Annotated in this window: 13 protein-coding genes; 8 read left to right on the forward strand and 5 right to left on the reverse strand. The window is 58.3% G+C overall.

Annotated features, from left to right (window positions below; all coding sequences use genetic code 11):
• Window positions 1-46: 46 nt before the first annotated feature.
• Window positions 47-1,075 carry a DUF3549 family protein gene (locus BN1124_RS04475; protein ID WP_042639576.1) on the reverse strand — a complete coding sequence of 343 codons (1,029 nt, stop codon included), beginning with the start codon at window positions 1,073-1,075 and terminating at the stop codon, window positions 47-49.
• Between the two features lie 209 nt (window positions 1,076-1,284).
• On the opposite strand from BN1124_RS04475, the gene BN1124_RS04480 reads away from it, so the two are divergent.
• The 6 genes from BN1124_RS04480 (at window position 1,285) to ptsG (ending at window position 7,759) form a co-directional block, all read left to right on the forward strand.
• Window positions 1,285-1,620, forward strand: a complete 336-nt coding sequence (locus BN1124_RS04480; protein WP_042639577.1) for a YqcC family protein — start codon at window positions 1,285-1,287, stop codon at window positions 1,618-1,620.
• Window positions 1,621-1,720: 100 nt separating this feature from the next.
• Window positions 1,721-2,467: a tRNA pseudouridine(65) synthase TruC gene (gene truC / locus BN1124_RS04485; protein WP_042639578.1), complete on the forward strand. Its 747-nt coding sequence runs from the start codon at window positions 1,721-1,723 to the stop codon at window positions 2,465-2,467.
• Between the two features lie 175 nt (window positions 2,468-2,642).
• A complete protein-coding gene (locus BN1124_RS04490) occupies window positions 2,643-3,083 on the forward strand; it encodes a flavodoxin (protein ID WP_042639579.1) in 441 nt (146 codons plus the stop codon).
• A 522-nt stretch (window positions 3,084-3,605) separates the two neighbouring features.
• Window positions 3,606-4,862 carry a maltoporin gene (locus BN1124_RS04495; protein WP_042639580.1) on the forward strand — a complete coding sequence of 419 codons (1,257 nt, stop codon included), beginning with the start codon at window positions 3,606-3,608 and terminating at the stop codon, window positions 4,860-4,862.
• A gap of 90 nt (window positions 4,863-4,952) precedes the next feature.
• Window positions 4,953-5,903, forward strand: a complete 951-nt coding sequence (locus BN1124_RS04500) for a MalM family protein (protein WP_042639581.1) — start codon at window positions 4,953-4,955, stop codon at window positions 5,901-5,903.
• A 425-nt stretch (window positions 5,904-6,328) separates the two neighbouring features.
• Entirely contained in the window at window positions 6,329-7,759 is a 1,431-nt protein-coding gene (gene ptsG / locus BN1124_RS04505; protein WP_042639582.1) for a PTS glucose transporter subunit IIBC, read from the forward strand.
• Window positions 7,760-8,005: 246 nt separating this feature from the next.
• On the opposite strand, the gene BN1124_RS04510 is transcribed toward ptsG, so the two are convergent.
• The 4 genes from BN1124_RS04510 to map all read right to left on the reverse strand — a co-directional run bounded on the left by BN1124_RS04510 (window position 8,006) and on the right by map (window position 13,223).
• Window positions 8,006-8,389, reverse strand: a complete 384-nt coding sequence (locus BN1124_RS04510; protein ID WP_042639583.1) for a DUF3461 family protein — start codon at window positions 8,387-8,389, stop codon at window positions 8,006-8,008.
• A 329-nt stretch (window positions 8,390-8,718) separates the two neighbouring features.
• Window positions 8,719-9,546 (reverse strand): 2,3,4,5-tetrahydropyridine-2,6-dicarboxylate N-succinyltransferase, encoded by an 828-nt coding sequence (gene dapD / locus BN1124_RS04515; protein WP_042639584.1) that lies wholly within the window; start codon window positions 9,544-9,546, stop codon window positions 8,719-8,721.
• A gap of 135 nt (window positions 9,547-9,681) precedes the next feature.
• Complete coding sequence (glnD, locus tag BN1124_RS04520; protein WP_042639585.1) at window positions 9,682-12,360, reverse strand: bifunctional uridylyltransferase/uridylyl-removing protein GlnD; 2,679 nt, start codon at window positions 12,358-12,360, stop codon at window positions 9,682-9,684.
• Between the two features lie 74 nt (window positions 12,361-12,434).
• Window positions 12,435-13,223, reverse strand: coding sequence for a type I methionyl aminopeptidase (gene map / locus BN1124_RS04525; RefSeq protein ID WP_042639586.1), 789 nt, complete (start codon window positions 13,221-13,223; stop codon window positions 12,435-12,437).
• 360 nt (window positions 13,224-13,583) lie between these two features.
• Between map and rpsB the strand changes: the two genes are divergently transcribed.
• Window positions 13,584-14,312 carry a 30S ribosomal protein S2 gene (rpsB, locus tag BN1124_RS04530; RefSeq protein ID WP_042639587.1) on the forward strand — a complete coding sequence of 243 codons (729 nt, stop codon included), beginning with the start codon at window positions 13,584-13,586 and terminating at the stop codon, window positions 14,310-14,312.
• Between the two features lie 104 nt (window positions 14,313-14,416).
• Complete coding sequence (gene tsf / locus BN1124_RS04535; RefSeq protein WP_033132046.1) at window positions 14,417-15,298, forward strand: translation elongation factor Ts; 882 nt, start codon at window positions 14,417-14,419, stop codon at window positions 15,296-15,298.
• The last annotated feature ends 33 nt before the right edge of the window (window positions 15,299-15,331 follow it).

Genomic DNA, 15,331 nt, shown 5'->3' on the forward strand with positions numbered 1-15,331 from the left:
GCTGTGGTTTGCGGTGGCTCATCGGATCGATGCGCCACCGCGTTCATTATGCCGACGCGAACAGCCGGCCGATAGCCTGACCGAGGGCGTCGCTGCGCTCGGGATCACGCAATCTCGCCAGCATATCATCGCGCAGGGCCGGCAGGGTCACCAGCTCGGCAAAGACCTGATTGAAGAACTGGCTGGGCTGCAACGCCAGCTGCTCCAGGAACAGGCTGAGCAGCGCGGGTGACTTCAGATCCGGCCAGAGCCGGCCGGCGATGGCGAGCAACAGGGCCGGGCTCGGCTGGGTTTGCAGCAGGGTCAGCAGCTTGTTGGTGCGCAGGCTGTTGCCGTTGCAGGAGGCCAGCGCCCGGCACAGATAGGCCAGGGTCTCGGCGTTGGGTTCGCCACACTCCTGCTCCTTGCCGATGCGTTCGAGCAGCGCACCCTGCAGCGCCGGGGGCAGCGGGGCGTTTTCCAGACTCTGGCACAGGGCATAGAGCGGGGCCTGGGGCAGCTTGGGCAGCGCCTTGCACACCAGCGCCAGATTGCGCTCGTCCTGCAGGCGCTCGGCCAAGTCGGCGAAGCCTTGCAACCCCAGGCTCTGCCAACCCTCTTCACCGGGCGCCGCCAGGTAGAGGCACAGGGCGTCGTAGTAGGCCGAGGGCGGCTGTTCCAGCTGGCGGGCCAGTTTGGCATGCAGGCTCGCCATCTTGGCTTCGGCCGGGCGGAAGGTGTAGGGATTGTCAGCCAGGCGCTCGGCCTTCTCCTCATCCAGCTCGCCGGTGAGCTTGTAGCCCAGGGTCTCGATCACCTGATCCATGAAGTGCTTGGGACCGGCGCCCATCAGCAGGCCACGCTCATCGAGCGCAAACTTGAGGAACCAGAGGTAGTGCTTGGCATCGCTTGGCTGGAAGAAATGCACGCCGAGCCAGGCATGTTGTTGCAGGGGCCAGGGATAGGGTTCCTGCTGCTGCTCGATGCGCGTGAAGAGATCGCTGGCCAGCGGGCGCACCTGGCGACCCATGTCAAACAGCTGGAACTGGGTGTCGGCCTGGGTCAGGAATTCGGTCAAGGTGTTGATGTCAGACATGAGAGGGTCCGGCTAAGGGTGATGTCGGCGATTATAAGGGCGCGCCATCAGATAGCCAGCGGTGCGGCCCCGAGGAGGGCAAGTGACGGCACCATGGCAGCCATCGGGGGGGCGGTGTATAGTAGCGCCCCTTTTTGACACGCAGTTTGATGAGTGCGGCCGCAACGCCTGCCCGGCACGCGGGGCCCCAAGATGAGGAAGAGGACGAGATGAATCAATATTTGCTGGTAGCCAACCTGCTGGGTGAACTCACCGCCGAGTTGCAGCGCCTCGACCGCTGGCAAACAGGCCATCCGGGCGCCGAGGCCCTGGCCAGCGAGCTGCCCTTTTGCGTCGATACCCTGAGCTTCGATCAGTGGCTGCAGTTCGTGCTGATCCCGCGCATGGAACAGCTGGTGCTGCTGCTGGCCCCCTTGCCGACCAGCGTCTCGCTCTACCCCATGGCGAGCGAAGTCTATAAGGAAGAGCTGGCCGAGGTGGCGGGGCTGTTGCGACTCATCGCGCGCTTCGATCTGCTGCTCTCCGGCAAGATAGTGGAGCAATGATGCCGACGGACCCCGATCTGTGCGGGATGGCAGAAATAACCAGCATTTCACGCTTTAATCTATGCAATGTGCTGAATTTTAACGACGTATTGGTCCAATCATGAAGTTAACCTTGCTCTATCAGGACGACTGGCTGGTGGCGGTCAACAAACCGTCCGGTCTGCTGGTGCATCGCAGCTGGCTCGACAAGGCCGAGACCCGCTTCGCCATGCAGATGACCCGGGATCTTATCGGCGGCCGTCACGTCTATCCGGTACACAGGCTCGACAGGCCCACCTCGGGGGTGCTGCTGTTTGCACTGGATCCCGCCGTGGCGCGCACCCTGACGGAGGCCTTCGCCGCCCGCCGGGTGCACAAAGAGTATCTGGCGCTGGTGCGTGGCTGGGCGCCGGAAGAGGGCCTCATCGACTATCCGCTCAAAGAGCAGCTGGACAAGATAGCCGATGCCATGAGCAACCCGGATCGCCCGGCCCAGGAGGCGGTGACGGCGTTTCGTCGCCTGCACAGCGTTGAGCTGCCCCATGCGGTCTCCAAGAAGCATCCCACCAGTCGCTACAGCCTGGTGAGGCTCTTCCCCAAGACCGGCCGCAAGCATCAGCTGCGCCGCCATCTCGATCACCTGTTCCACCCCATCGTCGGGGATACCACCCACGGGGATGGCCGCCATAACCGCTTCTTCCGCGAGCACTTTGGCTGCGAGCGGCTGTTGCTGGTGGCCCACAAACTCAGTTTCGAGCACCCCGTGCTCAAGGTGCCGATGCGGATCCAGGCTCCGCTCGGGCCGGAAGTGTTGGGCCTGTTTGCCAAGCTGGGCTGGCCCGCCTGCGAGAGCGATTACGCGCCCTAGCCATCCCATCGGCTGTTTCCTCTGACCCGGCTGTGGCATGCTGTAGACCACGCCAGTCAGAGGAACAGGTTATGGCTCAACGAGATACCCCGCTAACAAGTCCCCGTCTTCCCTCCCGTCCCGCGTTGGGCAGGTTGTCGCCTTGGCACTGCCTCTATTGCCTGAGGGGGTGCTGATGGCCGAGATAGATATCCTGGTCGGTACCGTCTACGGCTCGGCCATGCTGGTGGCCGAGACCCTGAGCCGCCATCTGGAGGGAAAAGGCCATGTCTGCCGGGTCTTCGATGAGGCCGAGCTGGAAGACATCGACTCCTCCCGCTTCTTGCTGCTGATCACGGCGACCACGGGGCAGGGGGACATCCCCCCCAACCTGCAATCCTTTGCCAGCGCCCTGGCCGATCGCGCTCCCTATATGAAGGGCTGGCGCTATGCCCTCATCGCCATGGGAGATAGCAGCTATGAGCATTTTTGCGGGGCAGGCCGCAGGCTCGATGAATTGCTGCAGGAACTGGCCGCCGAGCCCCTGGTTGAGCGTCTGGAGATAGATGCGACTGTGGAGGATGAGCCCGAAGTGGCGGCGCTCAGCTGGCTCAGGCAATGGGAAAATACGCTGTAAGTTTTTCATCCCGATATTTCAAATTATCCCCCGTCGGTTTACCCGCGGGGGATAGTTATTTTAGGACTCACTCAGCCGGATCGGGAAATATATCCTGCATTTTGTCAGGTTATTTTCTATGCGTAAAACACCCCTGCCGAGCCCGTTATTAGTCAACGGCGCGACAAATCAGAAAATTAAAAGTTCCGCGATGAAAGCGATTTCAGTCATGTTTTCGTCACGGAATAACCGGATCGCAACTTAATCTCCATCGCGAATTAATACCAGAAAACCTTTTCATGGGCTTTTCATTGCTCGTATGTGTTGTTTTTTGGTGTTTTATTGTGGTTTTTGTCATTTTTCAATCCTTGATTCTCCTGTGAGGTTGAGTCCCGGCAATTTGTCGCCGTTTTGTGAATCAGCTCATGTTTGTCGCGAAATTGGCTACTTATAATCGACCTCGGTTATCACCCAAACGTTTTTACGGTGATAAGAACTTGAATATCAGGATCACACTCCCAGCGGGAATAAGGAAAAATGAAAATGAAAGCAAAGTGGCTCCCGATTGCAGCAGCAGTAACCGCTGCCCTGGCTTCACAAGCCGCCTTCGCCGTTGATTTCCACGGCTACTTCCGTTCAGGCATTGGTGTCTCCGAAGATGGTGACATGCAAACTTTCGACAAGCAGAAAGTTGGACGTCTGGGTAATGAAAATGAAACCTATGGCGAAGTGCAACTGGGACAAGAAGTCTTTAACAAGGATGGCAAGACCTTCTATGTGGATTCAATGGTTGCTATGCAAAGCGATCAGTCGAATGACTGGGAGAGTACTGATACGGTATGTAACTTTGATACTAAACAATGTAAGAATGATGCCACATTCGCATTGCGCCAGTTCAACGTCCAAGCCAAGGGCGTGCTGGGCTTCGCACCTGAAGCCACCCTCTGGGCTGGTAAGCGTTACTACCAACGTCACGATATCCACATCTCCGACTTCTACTACTGGGACGTGTCTGGTGCTGGTGCTGGTATCGAAAACATCCAGGCTGGTCCGGGCAAATTCTCCTTGGCTTGGACGCGCAGTGATGCCGGTGAGCTGAACAATAACATTCTGGATGCCCGTTATGCCGGAATCCCGCTCTGGAATGATGCTTCCTTGGAGCTGGGTGTTGACTATGCCATCGCCAACCCGACTGACGATCAGGACAAGGTCAACGATGATATTAAAGATGGCGTCATGCTGACCGCCGAACTGACTCAGAACCTGCTGGGTGGCTTTAACAAGACCACGCTGCAATACATGAGCGACAGCTATGCCACCTTGCCGATTTACTACGGTTCAGGTAACTGGACTAGCCAAGATGGCGCCAGCGGTGACGGCTTCCGTATCATCAACTGGGGCGTGCTGCCGATCGGTGACAAAGTCGAGTTTGGTCATCAGCTGGTCTACGGTCAGTCCAATGACGTGACCATCAATGGTGTGGCGGGCTCGGATGCCGATACCTTCTCCGCAGTAATTCGTCCCATGTATAAGTGGGATGAGATCCAGAAGACCATCTTGGAGCTTGGCTATTATCACGACACCCAAGATGTCAAGGGGCAGGAGAGCAAGGATCGCAACGGTCAGAAGTACACCATCGCACAGGCTTGGTCTGCCGGCCCCAGCTTCTGGGCCCGTCCGGAAATCCGCGTGTTCGCTTCCTACCTGAAGTCCGGTGGCGACAACGGTCAGACTTTTAATGGCAGCAACAACGACGACAACACTTGGAACTTCGGTGTACAAGCAGAAGCTTGGTGGTAAGCAGTATCTTCAGTTAAGTTAGTCACTGCCCCCTTCTGGGGGCAGTTTTGTTTTGCTGGATTTGGCAACCGGGTTATGGAGATAAGAAGAATGAAACTGGTAAAGATGTCTATCGCGGCCGTAGTTACCGCGCTGTTGGCCGGCTGTTCCGGTAGCATGGTCGTGCCCATGCAAGAGCATGCCTCCATCCTGAGCAATGCCGACCAGGCCAAGCAGGCGCTCTCTCAGACCACGAGCTGCTGCAAGGGATTCAACGAATTCAACTACGTCTCTCTGCCCGAAGGAGAGACGCTGCTGGCCATCGATGGCAAGCAGCCTAGCTATCAATTCGATGAGGGAATGAGCTACTTCGCCGCCTATCGTCTGCCCGTCAATACCGGCAACCTGGCCATCACGCTGGCCTCTCAAGTAAGCAAGACGGTGCTGATCCCCAAGGTAGTCATGCTGGATGCCGAGTTCAAGGTGACCCGCGTACTGGGTGAATCAGTCTTCACCTACCAGCCGGCCCATCTGCTCGACAACGACAGGATCGAAGGCAAGGTGTTCGTCGATCGCAGCATGCCGGGCAACCCGGCCACCGAGACCTACATGGTGGTCTATGCCCCGGCCGATGAACTCGCCGGCAGCACCACCATCTTGCACCCGGCCAAGGCGTTTGCCCGTGCGAATGGCACGGTCGAGCCGAATATCAAGGATCCCCTCATCCCGCACTCTCCCTGGGGTTTGGTCCAGATCAAGGTCGTCGACATGGCCAAGGGACAGGGCATTGAGGCAGTGTTCAAACCCGAGTACTCCGACAAGGTGGAGATGAGTCAGGCCAAGCCTGCCGCGACGACTGCCGCTGTCGCAGCCGCCTCCAGCAAACCGGCGCCGGCCATGCTGAGCGAGACCGAAAGCTTCTACAACAGCCAGATCGAGAAAGCGGTGAAGGCTGGGGATATCGACAAGGCGATGCAGCTGGTGAATGAAGCGGAGCGCGCCGGTTCGACCAAGGCGAAGTCGGTCTTTATTGATGCGGTGAAACGTTCACAGAAAAATTAAATCGCGGTATTTATATTGTCTAATATTTATTTGAGGCCTCCTTGTTGGAGGCCTTTTTAATCGGTAGACTAGGTCATAGAAAATAGCAATGCGTTACGTTATGTTACAATGAGTTTCCTTTGGTATTGTTGTGATTCTCTAAAATACAATGCGAAACAGCACTTCTTGTTTATTCGTAATAAGATGATGATGCGGAATAATATCCGTAATCTGTGCAAATAAACCTCTTCTTATTATCTTGTGATCTCCCCTCCAAATTCATTATTCCCTTCTGCCTGATGGAAGAAATTCCAATACTGCTGGGTTATATTCAGCTGGTCAAAATAAGTAAACCCGGGTCGACTAGGTACAAAGCCGGATGATGAACGCTGTCATCTCTCAATTGCACCGAGCCGCTTACGGAAAATCCATTCAGGAGCGCACACATGTTAAAAAATGCTTTCGCTAATCTGCAAAAGGTCGGTAAGGCGCTGATGCTGCCAGTATCGGTCTTGCCCGTTGCAGGTATTCTGCTGGGGGTGGGCGCTGCCCACTTCAGCTGGTTGCCGGAAATTGTCTCCCAGTTGATGGAGCAAGCCGGTGGTTCCGTGTTCGGTCAGATGGCCCTGCTGTTTGCCGTGGGTGTGGCCCTTGGCTTCACCAATAACGACGGTGTATCCGGTCTGTCTGCCATCGTTGGCTACGGCATCATGACCGCCACCTTGTCTGTGATGGCACCTGTGATGGGTGTTGAGAAGATCGACACCGGTGTACTGGGCGGTATCCTCGCCGGTGGCGTCGCCGCCTGGGCGTTCAACCGCTTCTACAAGATCCAGCTGCCAGAGTACCTGGGCTTCTTCGCTGGTAAACGTGCCGTGCCCATCATCACCGGTTTCGTGTCCATCGGCCTGGGTGTGATCCTGTCCGTGATCTGGCCGCCGGTAGGGGGTGCCATCGGTGCCTTCTCCGACTGGGCTGCCAACCAGAACCCGGTACTGGCCTTCGGTATCTACGGCGTGGTTGAGCGCTCCCTGATCCCGTTCGGTCTGCACCACATCTGGAACGTACCTTTCTTCTATCAGGCTGGTACCTGTGTCAACGGCGCCGGTGAAACCGTACACGGCATCATGACCTGCTTCCTGACTGCTGACGACGCTTCCCGCGCTGCCGGTAACGGCTTCGGTCAGCTGGCCGGTGGCTACCTGTTCAAGATGTTCGGTCTGCCTGCTGCTGCATTTGCCATCGCGCACTCTGCCAAGCCGGAAAACCGCGCCAAGATCGTTGGTATCATGGCCTCTGCCGCCCTGACCTCCTTCCTGACCGGTATCACCGAGCCTATCGAATTCTCCTTCCTGTTCGTGGCACCGGTACTGTACGCAATCCACGCCCTGCTGGCGGGCCTGGCCTATGTGCTGACCAACTCTCTGGGTATCGTGCACGGTCACACCTTCTCCAACGGCTTCATCGACTTCGTGGTGCAATCACCCCGTGCCGATAACATGCTGCTGCTGGTAGGTCTGGGTCTGGTCTACGCCGTCCTCTACTACGTGGTCTTCACCGTGGTCATCCGTGCCATGAACCTGAAGACTCCGGGCCGTGAAGACGAAACCCAAGAAGCGACTGCTGCTCAGAGCAAGGACGAGATGTCTGCCGCCCTGGTCTCTGCCTTCGGTGGTAAAGAGAACATCGCCTCCCTGGACGCCTGCATCACCCGTCTGCGTGTCGGTGTGAAGGACGTGGCCAAGGTTGACCAGGCTGGTCTGAAGAAGCTGGGCGCTGCCGGTGTGGTAGTGGCTGGTTCCGGCGTACAAGCCATCTTCGGTACCAAGTCCGACAACCTGAAAACCGAAATGGACATCTGGATGAAGAGCAACTAATTGGTTGCCTGACATCGAGAGTTCCGAGAAGGGAGGCGCAAGCCTCCCTTTTTGTTGGGCGTTATCCGTGCCTTGCAAGGCGATGGGGATCCCGGCATAGCTACCGGGCGGACATGGTCCTGACAGGGCCTCAAGGCTCGCTGGTGGTAGATAAACAGACTGCTTGAGTCAAATCTGATGGCAGATTTCACTGCTTTGTTCATTAAAAAAGGCGCCTTATGGCGCCTTTTTGCAATGAGGTGGGATCTACAACTTCTCCAGATCCCGCTCTATCTCGCTGATCTTGTTCTGTACCACCTTCTCCAGGTGGCGCAGGTCACGCAGTATCTTCTGCTTGATGTCCTGATCGATCTCGACGTGCACGCCCTGAGTCAGGTTGTCTAGCTCATCCACCACGTACTTGAGGTTGGCATTGATCTCGGTGACATCCTTGTACTCGTGGGTGCCCGAATCGACCAGCATGGTCTTGCGCTGGCGCGGGTATTTGAATTTGACACTCTTGGCGAAGAACTCGCCCTTCTGCTTCTTGAAGTAGATCTTGAGGATGTCGTGATTGGCTTCCTGGCGCAGGGTATAGCTGTCCACTGAGGTGGGTTCCTGGATCCCCAGGCTCTTCAGATTCTCGTACATCGGGCTTCCTCGGTTTGAAACGATCCTGACCCGTCTATCTTAACCGAGTCACTGTGGCTTGCCTGTGACAGGGGCGCCAAAATCAAAAGGGGCCCAAAAGAACCCTTGTTTTGTCCGCGCCCGTCGACGCGGGCGCAGCCATAGAAAAAGGCGCCATCGGGCGCCTTTTTTGTTCAGTCGTATCGGCTGTCGATGACTCGCCGATGGCGCGCAGCAGGGCGTTGATGCCGACGGCTTGGGCCGCGGTTCTCGACTGCTGGGATAGAGGTGAAGGTATAGAAAAAGGCGCCATCAGGCGCCTTTTTTTATTCAGTCGTATCGGCTGCCGATTACTCGTCGATGGAGCGCAGCAGGGCGTTGATGCCGACCTTGGCGCGGGTCTTGGCATCCACCTTCTTGACGATGACGGCGGCGTACAGGCTGTACTTGCCGCACTTGGAGGGCAGGGAGCCGGAGACGACCACTGAGCCTGCCGGCACGCGGCCGTAGTGGATCTCGCCGGTTTCGCGGTCATAGATGCGGGTGGACTGGCCGATGAAGACGCCCATGGAGATGACGGAGCCTTCCTCGACGATCACGCCTTCAACCACTTCGGAGCGAGCACCGATAAAGCAGTTGTCTTCGATGATGGTCGGGTTGGCCTGCAGCGGCTCCAGCACGCCGCCGATGCCGACGCCGCCGGAGAGGTGGACGTTCTTGCCGAGCTGGGCGCAGGAGCCGACGGTGGCCCAGGTGTCGACCATGGTGCCTTCATCGACGAAGGCGCCGATGTTGACGTAGGAGGGCATCAGCACGGTATTGGGGGCGATGAAGGAGCCTTTGCGGGCGGTCGCCGGCGGTACCACGCGCACACCGGCCGCCTTGAATTGCTCGGCGGTGTAGTCGGAGAACTTGAGGGGAACCTTGTCGTAGTACTGGGCATCGTCGCCCTTGATGATGCCGTTGTCATTGATGCGGAAGTAGAGCAGTACCGCCTTCTTCAGCCACTGGTGGACCACCCACTCGCCGGCGATCTTCTCGGCGACCCGGGCCTTGCCGGAATCCAGCAGCTCGATGGCCTCCAGGATGGCGGTCTTGGTGGCGGCATCGACGGAGCCGGGAGTGATGGAATCACGGCGTTCGAAGGCCGCTTCGATGATCTGTTGCAACTCGGTCATGACAGGTTTCCTCTAAAAAATTCCGTTTGTTGTATCACACTTTTCCAATTGTTTTTAAGGGCCCCGGCCGATTTCTTCGAGAGAGCGGCGCTTTCTTGTGCATTGTCCATTCAAGGGCTTGTTCTGATTAGTAAATCAGAAGGAAATATGGCGTCCAGCGAGGCCCCCTTGCGATCCCTCGTCGTCCGCGGATTCCTGCGGATTGAGCTGATTGACCAGCCGCTCCTCCAGCGCCTGCTGCTCGGCCTGGTTCAGGGGCTCGCCCTCGAGCGTGGTCAGGCTGAAGAAGTCTTCCACCCGCTCGCCTATGGTGGTGATCTTGGCCGCATGCAGGGACAGGCCGCACTGCTGGAACACGGCGCCGATGCGGGCCAGGAGGCCCGGGGTATCCAGCGCCGTCAGCTCCAGCAGGGTGTGGCGGTTCTCCCCCTTGTGGGGCAAGAACACTACCCGGGTCGGCACGCTGAACTGTCGGTGGCGCCGGGACAGGGGTTTGCTGCGCAGCACCAGCTTACCCGGCTCCTGCAAGGCCTTCTCCAGCGCCTTCTTGATGGTGGCGGTGCGGTTCGGGCTGATGGGCTCGCCGGTTGGCTCCAGCACGATGAAGGTATCCAGCACATAGTCGCTGCGGGAGTTCATGATCTGGGCGTCGTGGATGTTGAGGTTCTTCTGATCCAGGGCCGAGGCCACGGTGGCGAACAGATTCGGGGTGTCGCGGCAATAGATGAACACCTCGCTGCCCCCGCGGATGGGGTGCTTGCCGATCAGCACCAGGGGCGCCGGGTTGTCGCCGTGAGCGATGATCTTGCGGCAGTGCCAGGCGATCTGCTCCGGGCTGTGGCGCAGGAAGTAGTCAGCCTTGAAGTCGCTCCAGAGGGCGTTGACCGCATCGAGCGAGACCTCGCGCTGGGCCAGGATCTGTTTGGCCTGACGCTGGTTCTCGCGGATCTTGAGGCGCATGTCCGGCGGGTTCTCCAGCCCCTGGCGCAGCGCCTTCTGGGTGGCGAAGTAGAGCTCCCGCAACAGGGTGCCCTTCCAGTCGTTCCAGAGGGTGTCGTTGGTGGCACAGATGTCGGCCACGGTCAGGCAGTAGAGCAGGTCGAGGTGCAATTCGTCCCGCACCTTCTGGGCGAAGTCAGCCACCACCTCGGGATCATAGATGTCCCGGCGCTGGGCGGTGACCGACATCAGCAGGTGGTGACGCACCAGCCAGGCCACCAGCCGGCTCTCGTAGCGATCCAGCCCGTGCAACTGGCAGAACTCCAGCGCATCGACGGCGCCGAGCTCGGAGTGATCGCCGCGCCGGCCCTTGGCGATGTCGTGGAACAGGGCGGCGATGCTGAGCAGCTCCGGTTTGCGCAGCTGGGTGAACACCTCGTGGCAGAGCGGGTGGGTCTGGCGGCTGGCCGGATTGGCGAAACGGTGGATGTTCTTGAGCAGGCGGTGGGTGTGCTCATCCACGGTGTAGGCGTGGAACATGTCGAACTGCATCTGGCCGACGATGAGGTTCCACTGGGGCAGATAGGCCGCGAGGATGCCGTATTTGTGCATCAGGGTGAGCGGCTGGCCGATGCCGTTGGGGTGGCGCAACAGCGCCATGAACAGGCGGCGGCACTCGGGCAGATCCTGCAACCAGCAGTTGAGGGTGCGTCTGGCTTCCCGCAGCTGGCGCAGGGTGGCGGAGTGAATGCCGACTATCTCGGGGTGCTGGGCTATCTGGTAGAAGAGCCGCAGTATGGCGGCGGGATCCCGGCCAAACAGCTCGGAGTCCACCGCATCGATGAGCCGGCCCCGCAGCTGGAACTCGTCGCTGATGCGGCGCACGTCCATGGCGGTATTGCCGAGGATAGCCTCGTCAAACAGCTGCAGCAGCATCTCGTTGAGCTCAGCCACCCGCCGCACCGTCTGGTAGAAGCGCTTCATCATCTGCTCGACCGGGCCGTTGCCGTCCCCCTCGAAGCCGAGCATCTGGGCCACGGTGCGCTGGCGGTCGAACAGCAGGCGGTTGTCCCCCTTGTTAATGGCCATGTGCAGGGCGAAACGCACTTTCCACAGGAAGTTCTGGCAGTCCAGCAACTCCCGGTACTCGGCTCGGTTCAGGAAGCCGTGGCTGGTCATCTCGAACAGGGTGGTGGCGCCGAAATGGCGGCGGGCGACCCAGGCCAGGGTCTGGATGTCGCGAAGGCCACCGGGATTGCTCTTGAGATCTGGCTCCAGCTTGTAGGCGGTGCCGAGAAACTGCTGGTGGCGCAGGTGTTGCTCCTCGCGCTTGGCGCGAAAGAACTCCTCACTCGGCCAGAAATGCTGGGGCAGGGTGGCCTCTTGCAACTGCTCGAAGCCCGCCTGGCGGCCAGTTATGTAGCGCGCCTCGATGAGGTTGGTGGCGACCGTGATGTCGGCGCGACCCTGCTCGATGCACTCGCTCACGTTGCGCACCGATTGTCCGACCTCCAGCTTGAGGTCCCACAGCAGGGTGATGAACTCGCCGATGCGCAGCCCCAGCACCTCGTCCAGCTCTTCCCCCTCATAGAGGATGAGCAGGTCGATGTCGGAGTGGGGGTGCAATTCGCCGCGGCCATAGCCCCCCACCGCGATCAGGGTGAGGCTGGTCTTGTCGAAGCCGAACTTGTGCCACAACCGGGTCAGCAGCGCATCCATGTATTCGGAGCGGGTGGCCACCAGTTCGATGATGTTGTCACCGGCATCGAAGCGCTCATGCAGCCAGGCGAGGAAGCGGCTCAGGTACTCCTTGCAGTTCTCGCGGGTGAGCTGATCGTCGGGTAACAGGTGGGGGGAAAGCAGGCTGGCATCCATGGCATCTCACACTCTTGTCGCACGCATGCACGGCGGATAAAAACAAAACCCCGGCGAAGGGCCGGGGTTTGATGTTAACCGTGTTTGATGACTCGGTCGATAGTGTCATCGGGGCGCAGGGTCAGCACCTCGCAGCCATCCTCGGTCACCAGCAGGGTGTGCTCCCACTGGGCGGAGTCGCCGCCGTCCTTGGTGGTCACTGTCCAGCCATCCTTCGGGTTGACGCGGCAGTGATACTTCTTGCTGTTGACCATGGGCTCGATGGTGAAGCACATGCCGGGCTTGAGCTCCTGCTTGCCGCCGTTGCGATAGTGCAGGATCTGCGGCTCTTCATGGAACTCGGCACCGATGCCGTGGCCACAGTAGTCGCGCACCACGGAGAAACCGGCCTGCTCGACGATGGGCTGGATCACGGCGCCAATCTCGGTGATGCACATGCCGGGGCGCACCCGCTTGATGGCGGCGTACAGGCTCTCCTGGGCTACCTTGCACAGCTGACGGCGCAGCGGGGTGGTCTGGCCCACGATGAACATGGCGGAGGTATCGCCATGGTAACCGTCCTTGATGACGGTGATATCCAGGTTGATGATGTCCCCTTCCCGCAGCTTCTTGTGATTGGGAATGCCGTGGCAGATCACATCATTGACCGAGGTGCAGATGGACTTGGGAAAACCGTGATAGTTCAGCGGTGCGGGCACGGCCTGCTGCACGTTGACGATATAGTCGTGGCACAGGGTGTTCAGCTCGTCGGTGGTGACACCGGCGTTGACATGGGGGGCGATCATTACCAGCACATCGGCAGCCAGCTGGCCGGCGACACGCATTTTTTCAATCTCTTCCGGTGTCTTGATTTGGATGGACATGGGATCTCTCTTGCGGCCTGATCTTCATCCTGTGGATGACCAACAATCAGGTAATGAAAAATAGATGCGTTTGCAATCAGGCCAAAATTTTATCCCCAACCCCCGTTTACTTCCAGTGTGATCGTCATCGCAGCGTCATCCAGCGGTCGCAGGCTGGGTTTGGGGATCCACTTTTAGCGAGGCAGCCGGTGGTATCCTGAGCAAAGTTATGGTATAAAGCGCGCCGGAATGGGGAACTTGTGTCCTCCTTCCATCACCCTTACTCAATAACACACACACATCGACACCTGTACCGGGGTGCCCCTTTGGGGTCGGTTACATGGGATGTGTGGAGGCCTAACCCCAATACAGAGGTATAAAATGGCTAAAGTTTCTATGCGCGACATGCTGCAAGCCGGCGTTCACTTCGGTCACCAGACTCGTTACTGGAACCCGAAAATGAAGTCCTACATCTTCGGCGCCCGCAGCAAGGTTCACATCATCAACTTGGAAAAAACCGTTCCGATGTTTGACGATGCCATGAACTTCATCAGCTCCGTAGCTGCCAAGAAAGGCAAGGTACTGTTCGTAGGTACCAAGCGTGCCGCGTCTGAAGCCGTAAAAGAAGCCGCTGATCGTTGTGACCAGTTCTATGTTAACCACCGCTGGCTGGGCGGCATGCTGACCAACTGGAAAACCGTTCGTCAGTCCATCAAGCGCCTGAAAGATCTGGAAACCCAGAGCCAAGACGGTACCTTCGACAAGCTGACCAAGAAAGAGGCGCTGATGCGTACTCGCGAAATGGAAAAGCTGGAGAAGAGCCTGGGTGGTATCAAGAACATGGGCGGCCTGCCTGACGTTCTGTTCGTTGTCGATGCCGACCACGAGCACATTGCTATCAAAGAAGCCAATAACCTGGGTATCCCGGTCGTTTCCATCGTTGATACCAACTCCAACCCGGACGGCGTTGACTATGTCATCCCGGGTAACGACGATGCTATCCGTGCTGTGAACCTGTACCTGAACGCTGCCGCTGACACCGTACTGGAAGCTCGCGCTCAGGACATCGTTGTTCAAGCCGAACAAGATGGTTTCGTTGAAGCTGAGTAATTGATAAGGACTGAAAAGCCCTTATTAACCAAGCTGATGTAATTGGTTAGCAGGGGCCCTTGTGGCCCCTGTTTCTTGTCAAATCAAGACCGAGGATACTGAAAATGGCTAACGTTACTGCCGCCCTGGTAAAAGAACTGCGTGAGCGCACCGCCGCTGGCATGATGGATTGCAAAAAAGCACTGGAAGAAGCTCAGGGTGATATCGAGCTGGCTATCGAGAACATGCGCAAATCCGGTCAGGCCAAGGCCGCCAAGAAAGCCGGCCGTATCGCCGCTGAAGGCGTGATCTTCGCCCGTACCGAAGGCAACGTTGCCGTCATGATCGAGCTGAACAGCGAAACCGACTTCGTCGCCAAAGATGCCAGCTTCATGGGCATGGGCCAGAAGATCGCCGACATCGCCGCCACCCAGAAAATTGCTGACGTTGACGCCCTGAAAGCGGCCGACTTCGGTAACGGTGAGTCCGTTGAGCTGACCATCACCAACCTGATCGCCAAGATCGGTGAGAACATGAACCTGCGTCGCGTGATGCTGGTTGAAGGTGACAACCTGGGTACCTACGTACACGGTTCCCGTATCGGTGTTATCACCAAGCTGATCGGTGGCACTGCCGAGCTGGCCAAAGATCTGGCCATGCACGTTGCTGCCAACAGCCCGCAGTTCGTCAAGCCGGAAGACGTGTCCGCTGAAGTCGTTGCCAAAGAGCGCGAAATTCAGATCGACATCGCCATCAACTCCGGCAAGCCGAAAGACATCGCCGAGAAGATGGTTGAAGGCCGCATGAAGAAGTTCACCGGTGAGGTTTCCCTGACTGGTCAACCCTTCGTGAAGGACCCGTCCATCACCGTCGCCGAACTGCTGAAGAAAGAAGGTGCTGACGTTGTCTCCTTCACCCGTTTCGAAGTGGGCGAAGGCATCGAGAAGCAAGAGACCGATTTCGCTGCTGAAGTAGCAGCCCAGATCGCAGCCGCTCAGAAGGCTTAATCGAACCGGTTTTTCCGTTTCCCCAGACCGCGA

Source organism: Aeromonas eucrenophila (assembly GCF_000819865.1).
In the GTDB taxonomy this organism is placed as follows: Bacteria; Pseudomonadota; Gammaproteobacteria; order Enterobacterales; family Aeromonadaceae; genus Aeromonas; species Aeromonas eucrenophila.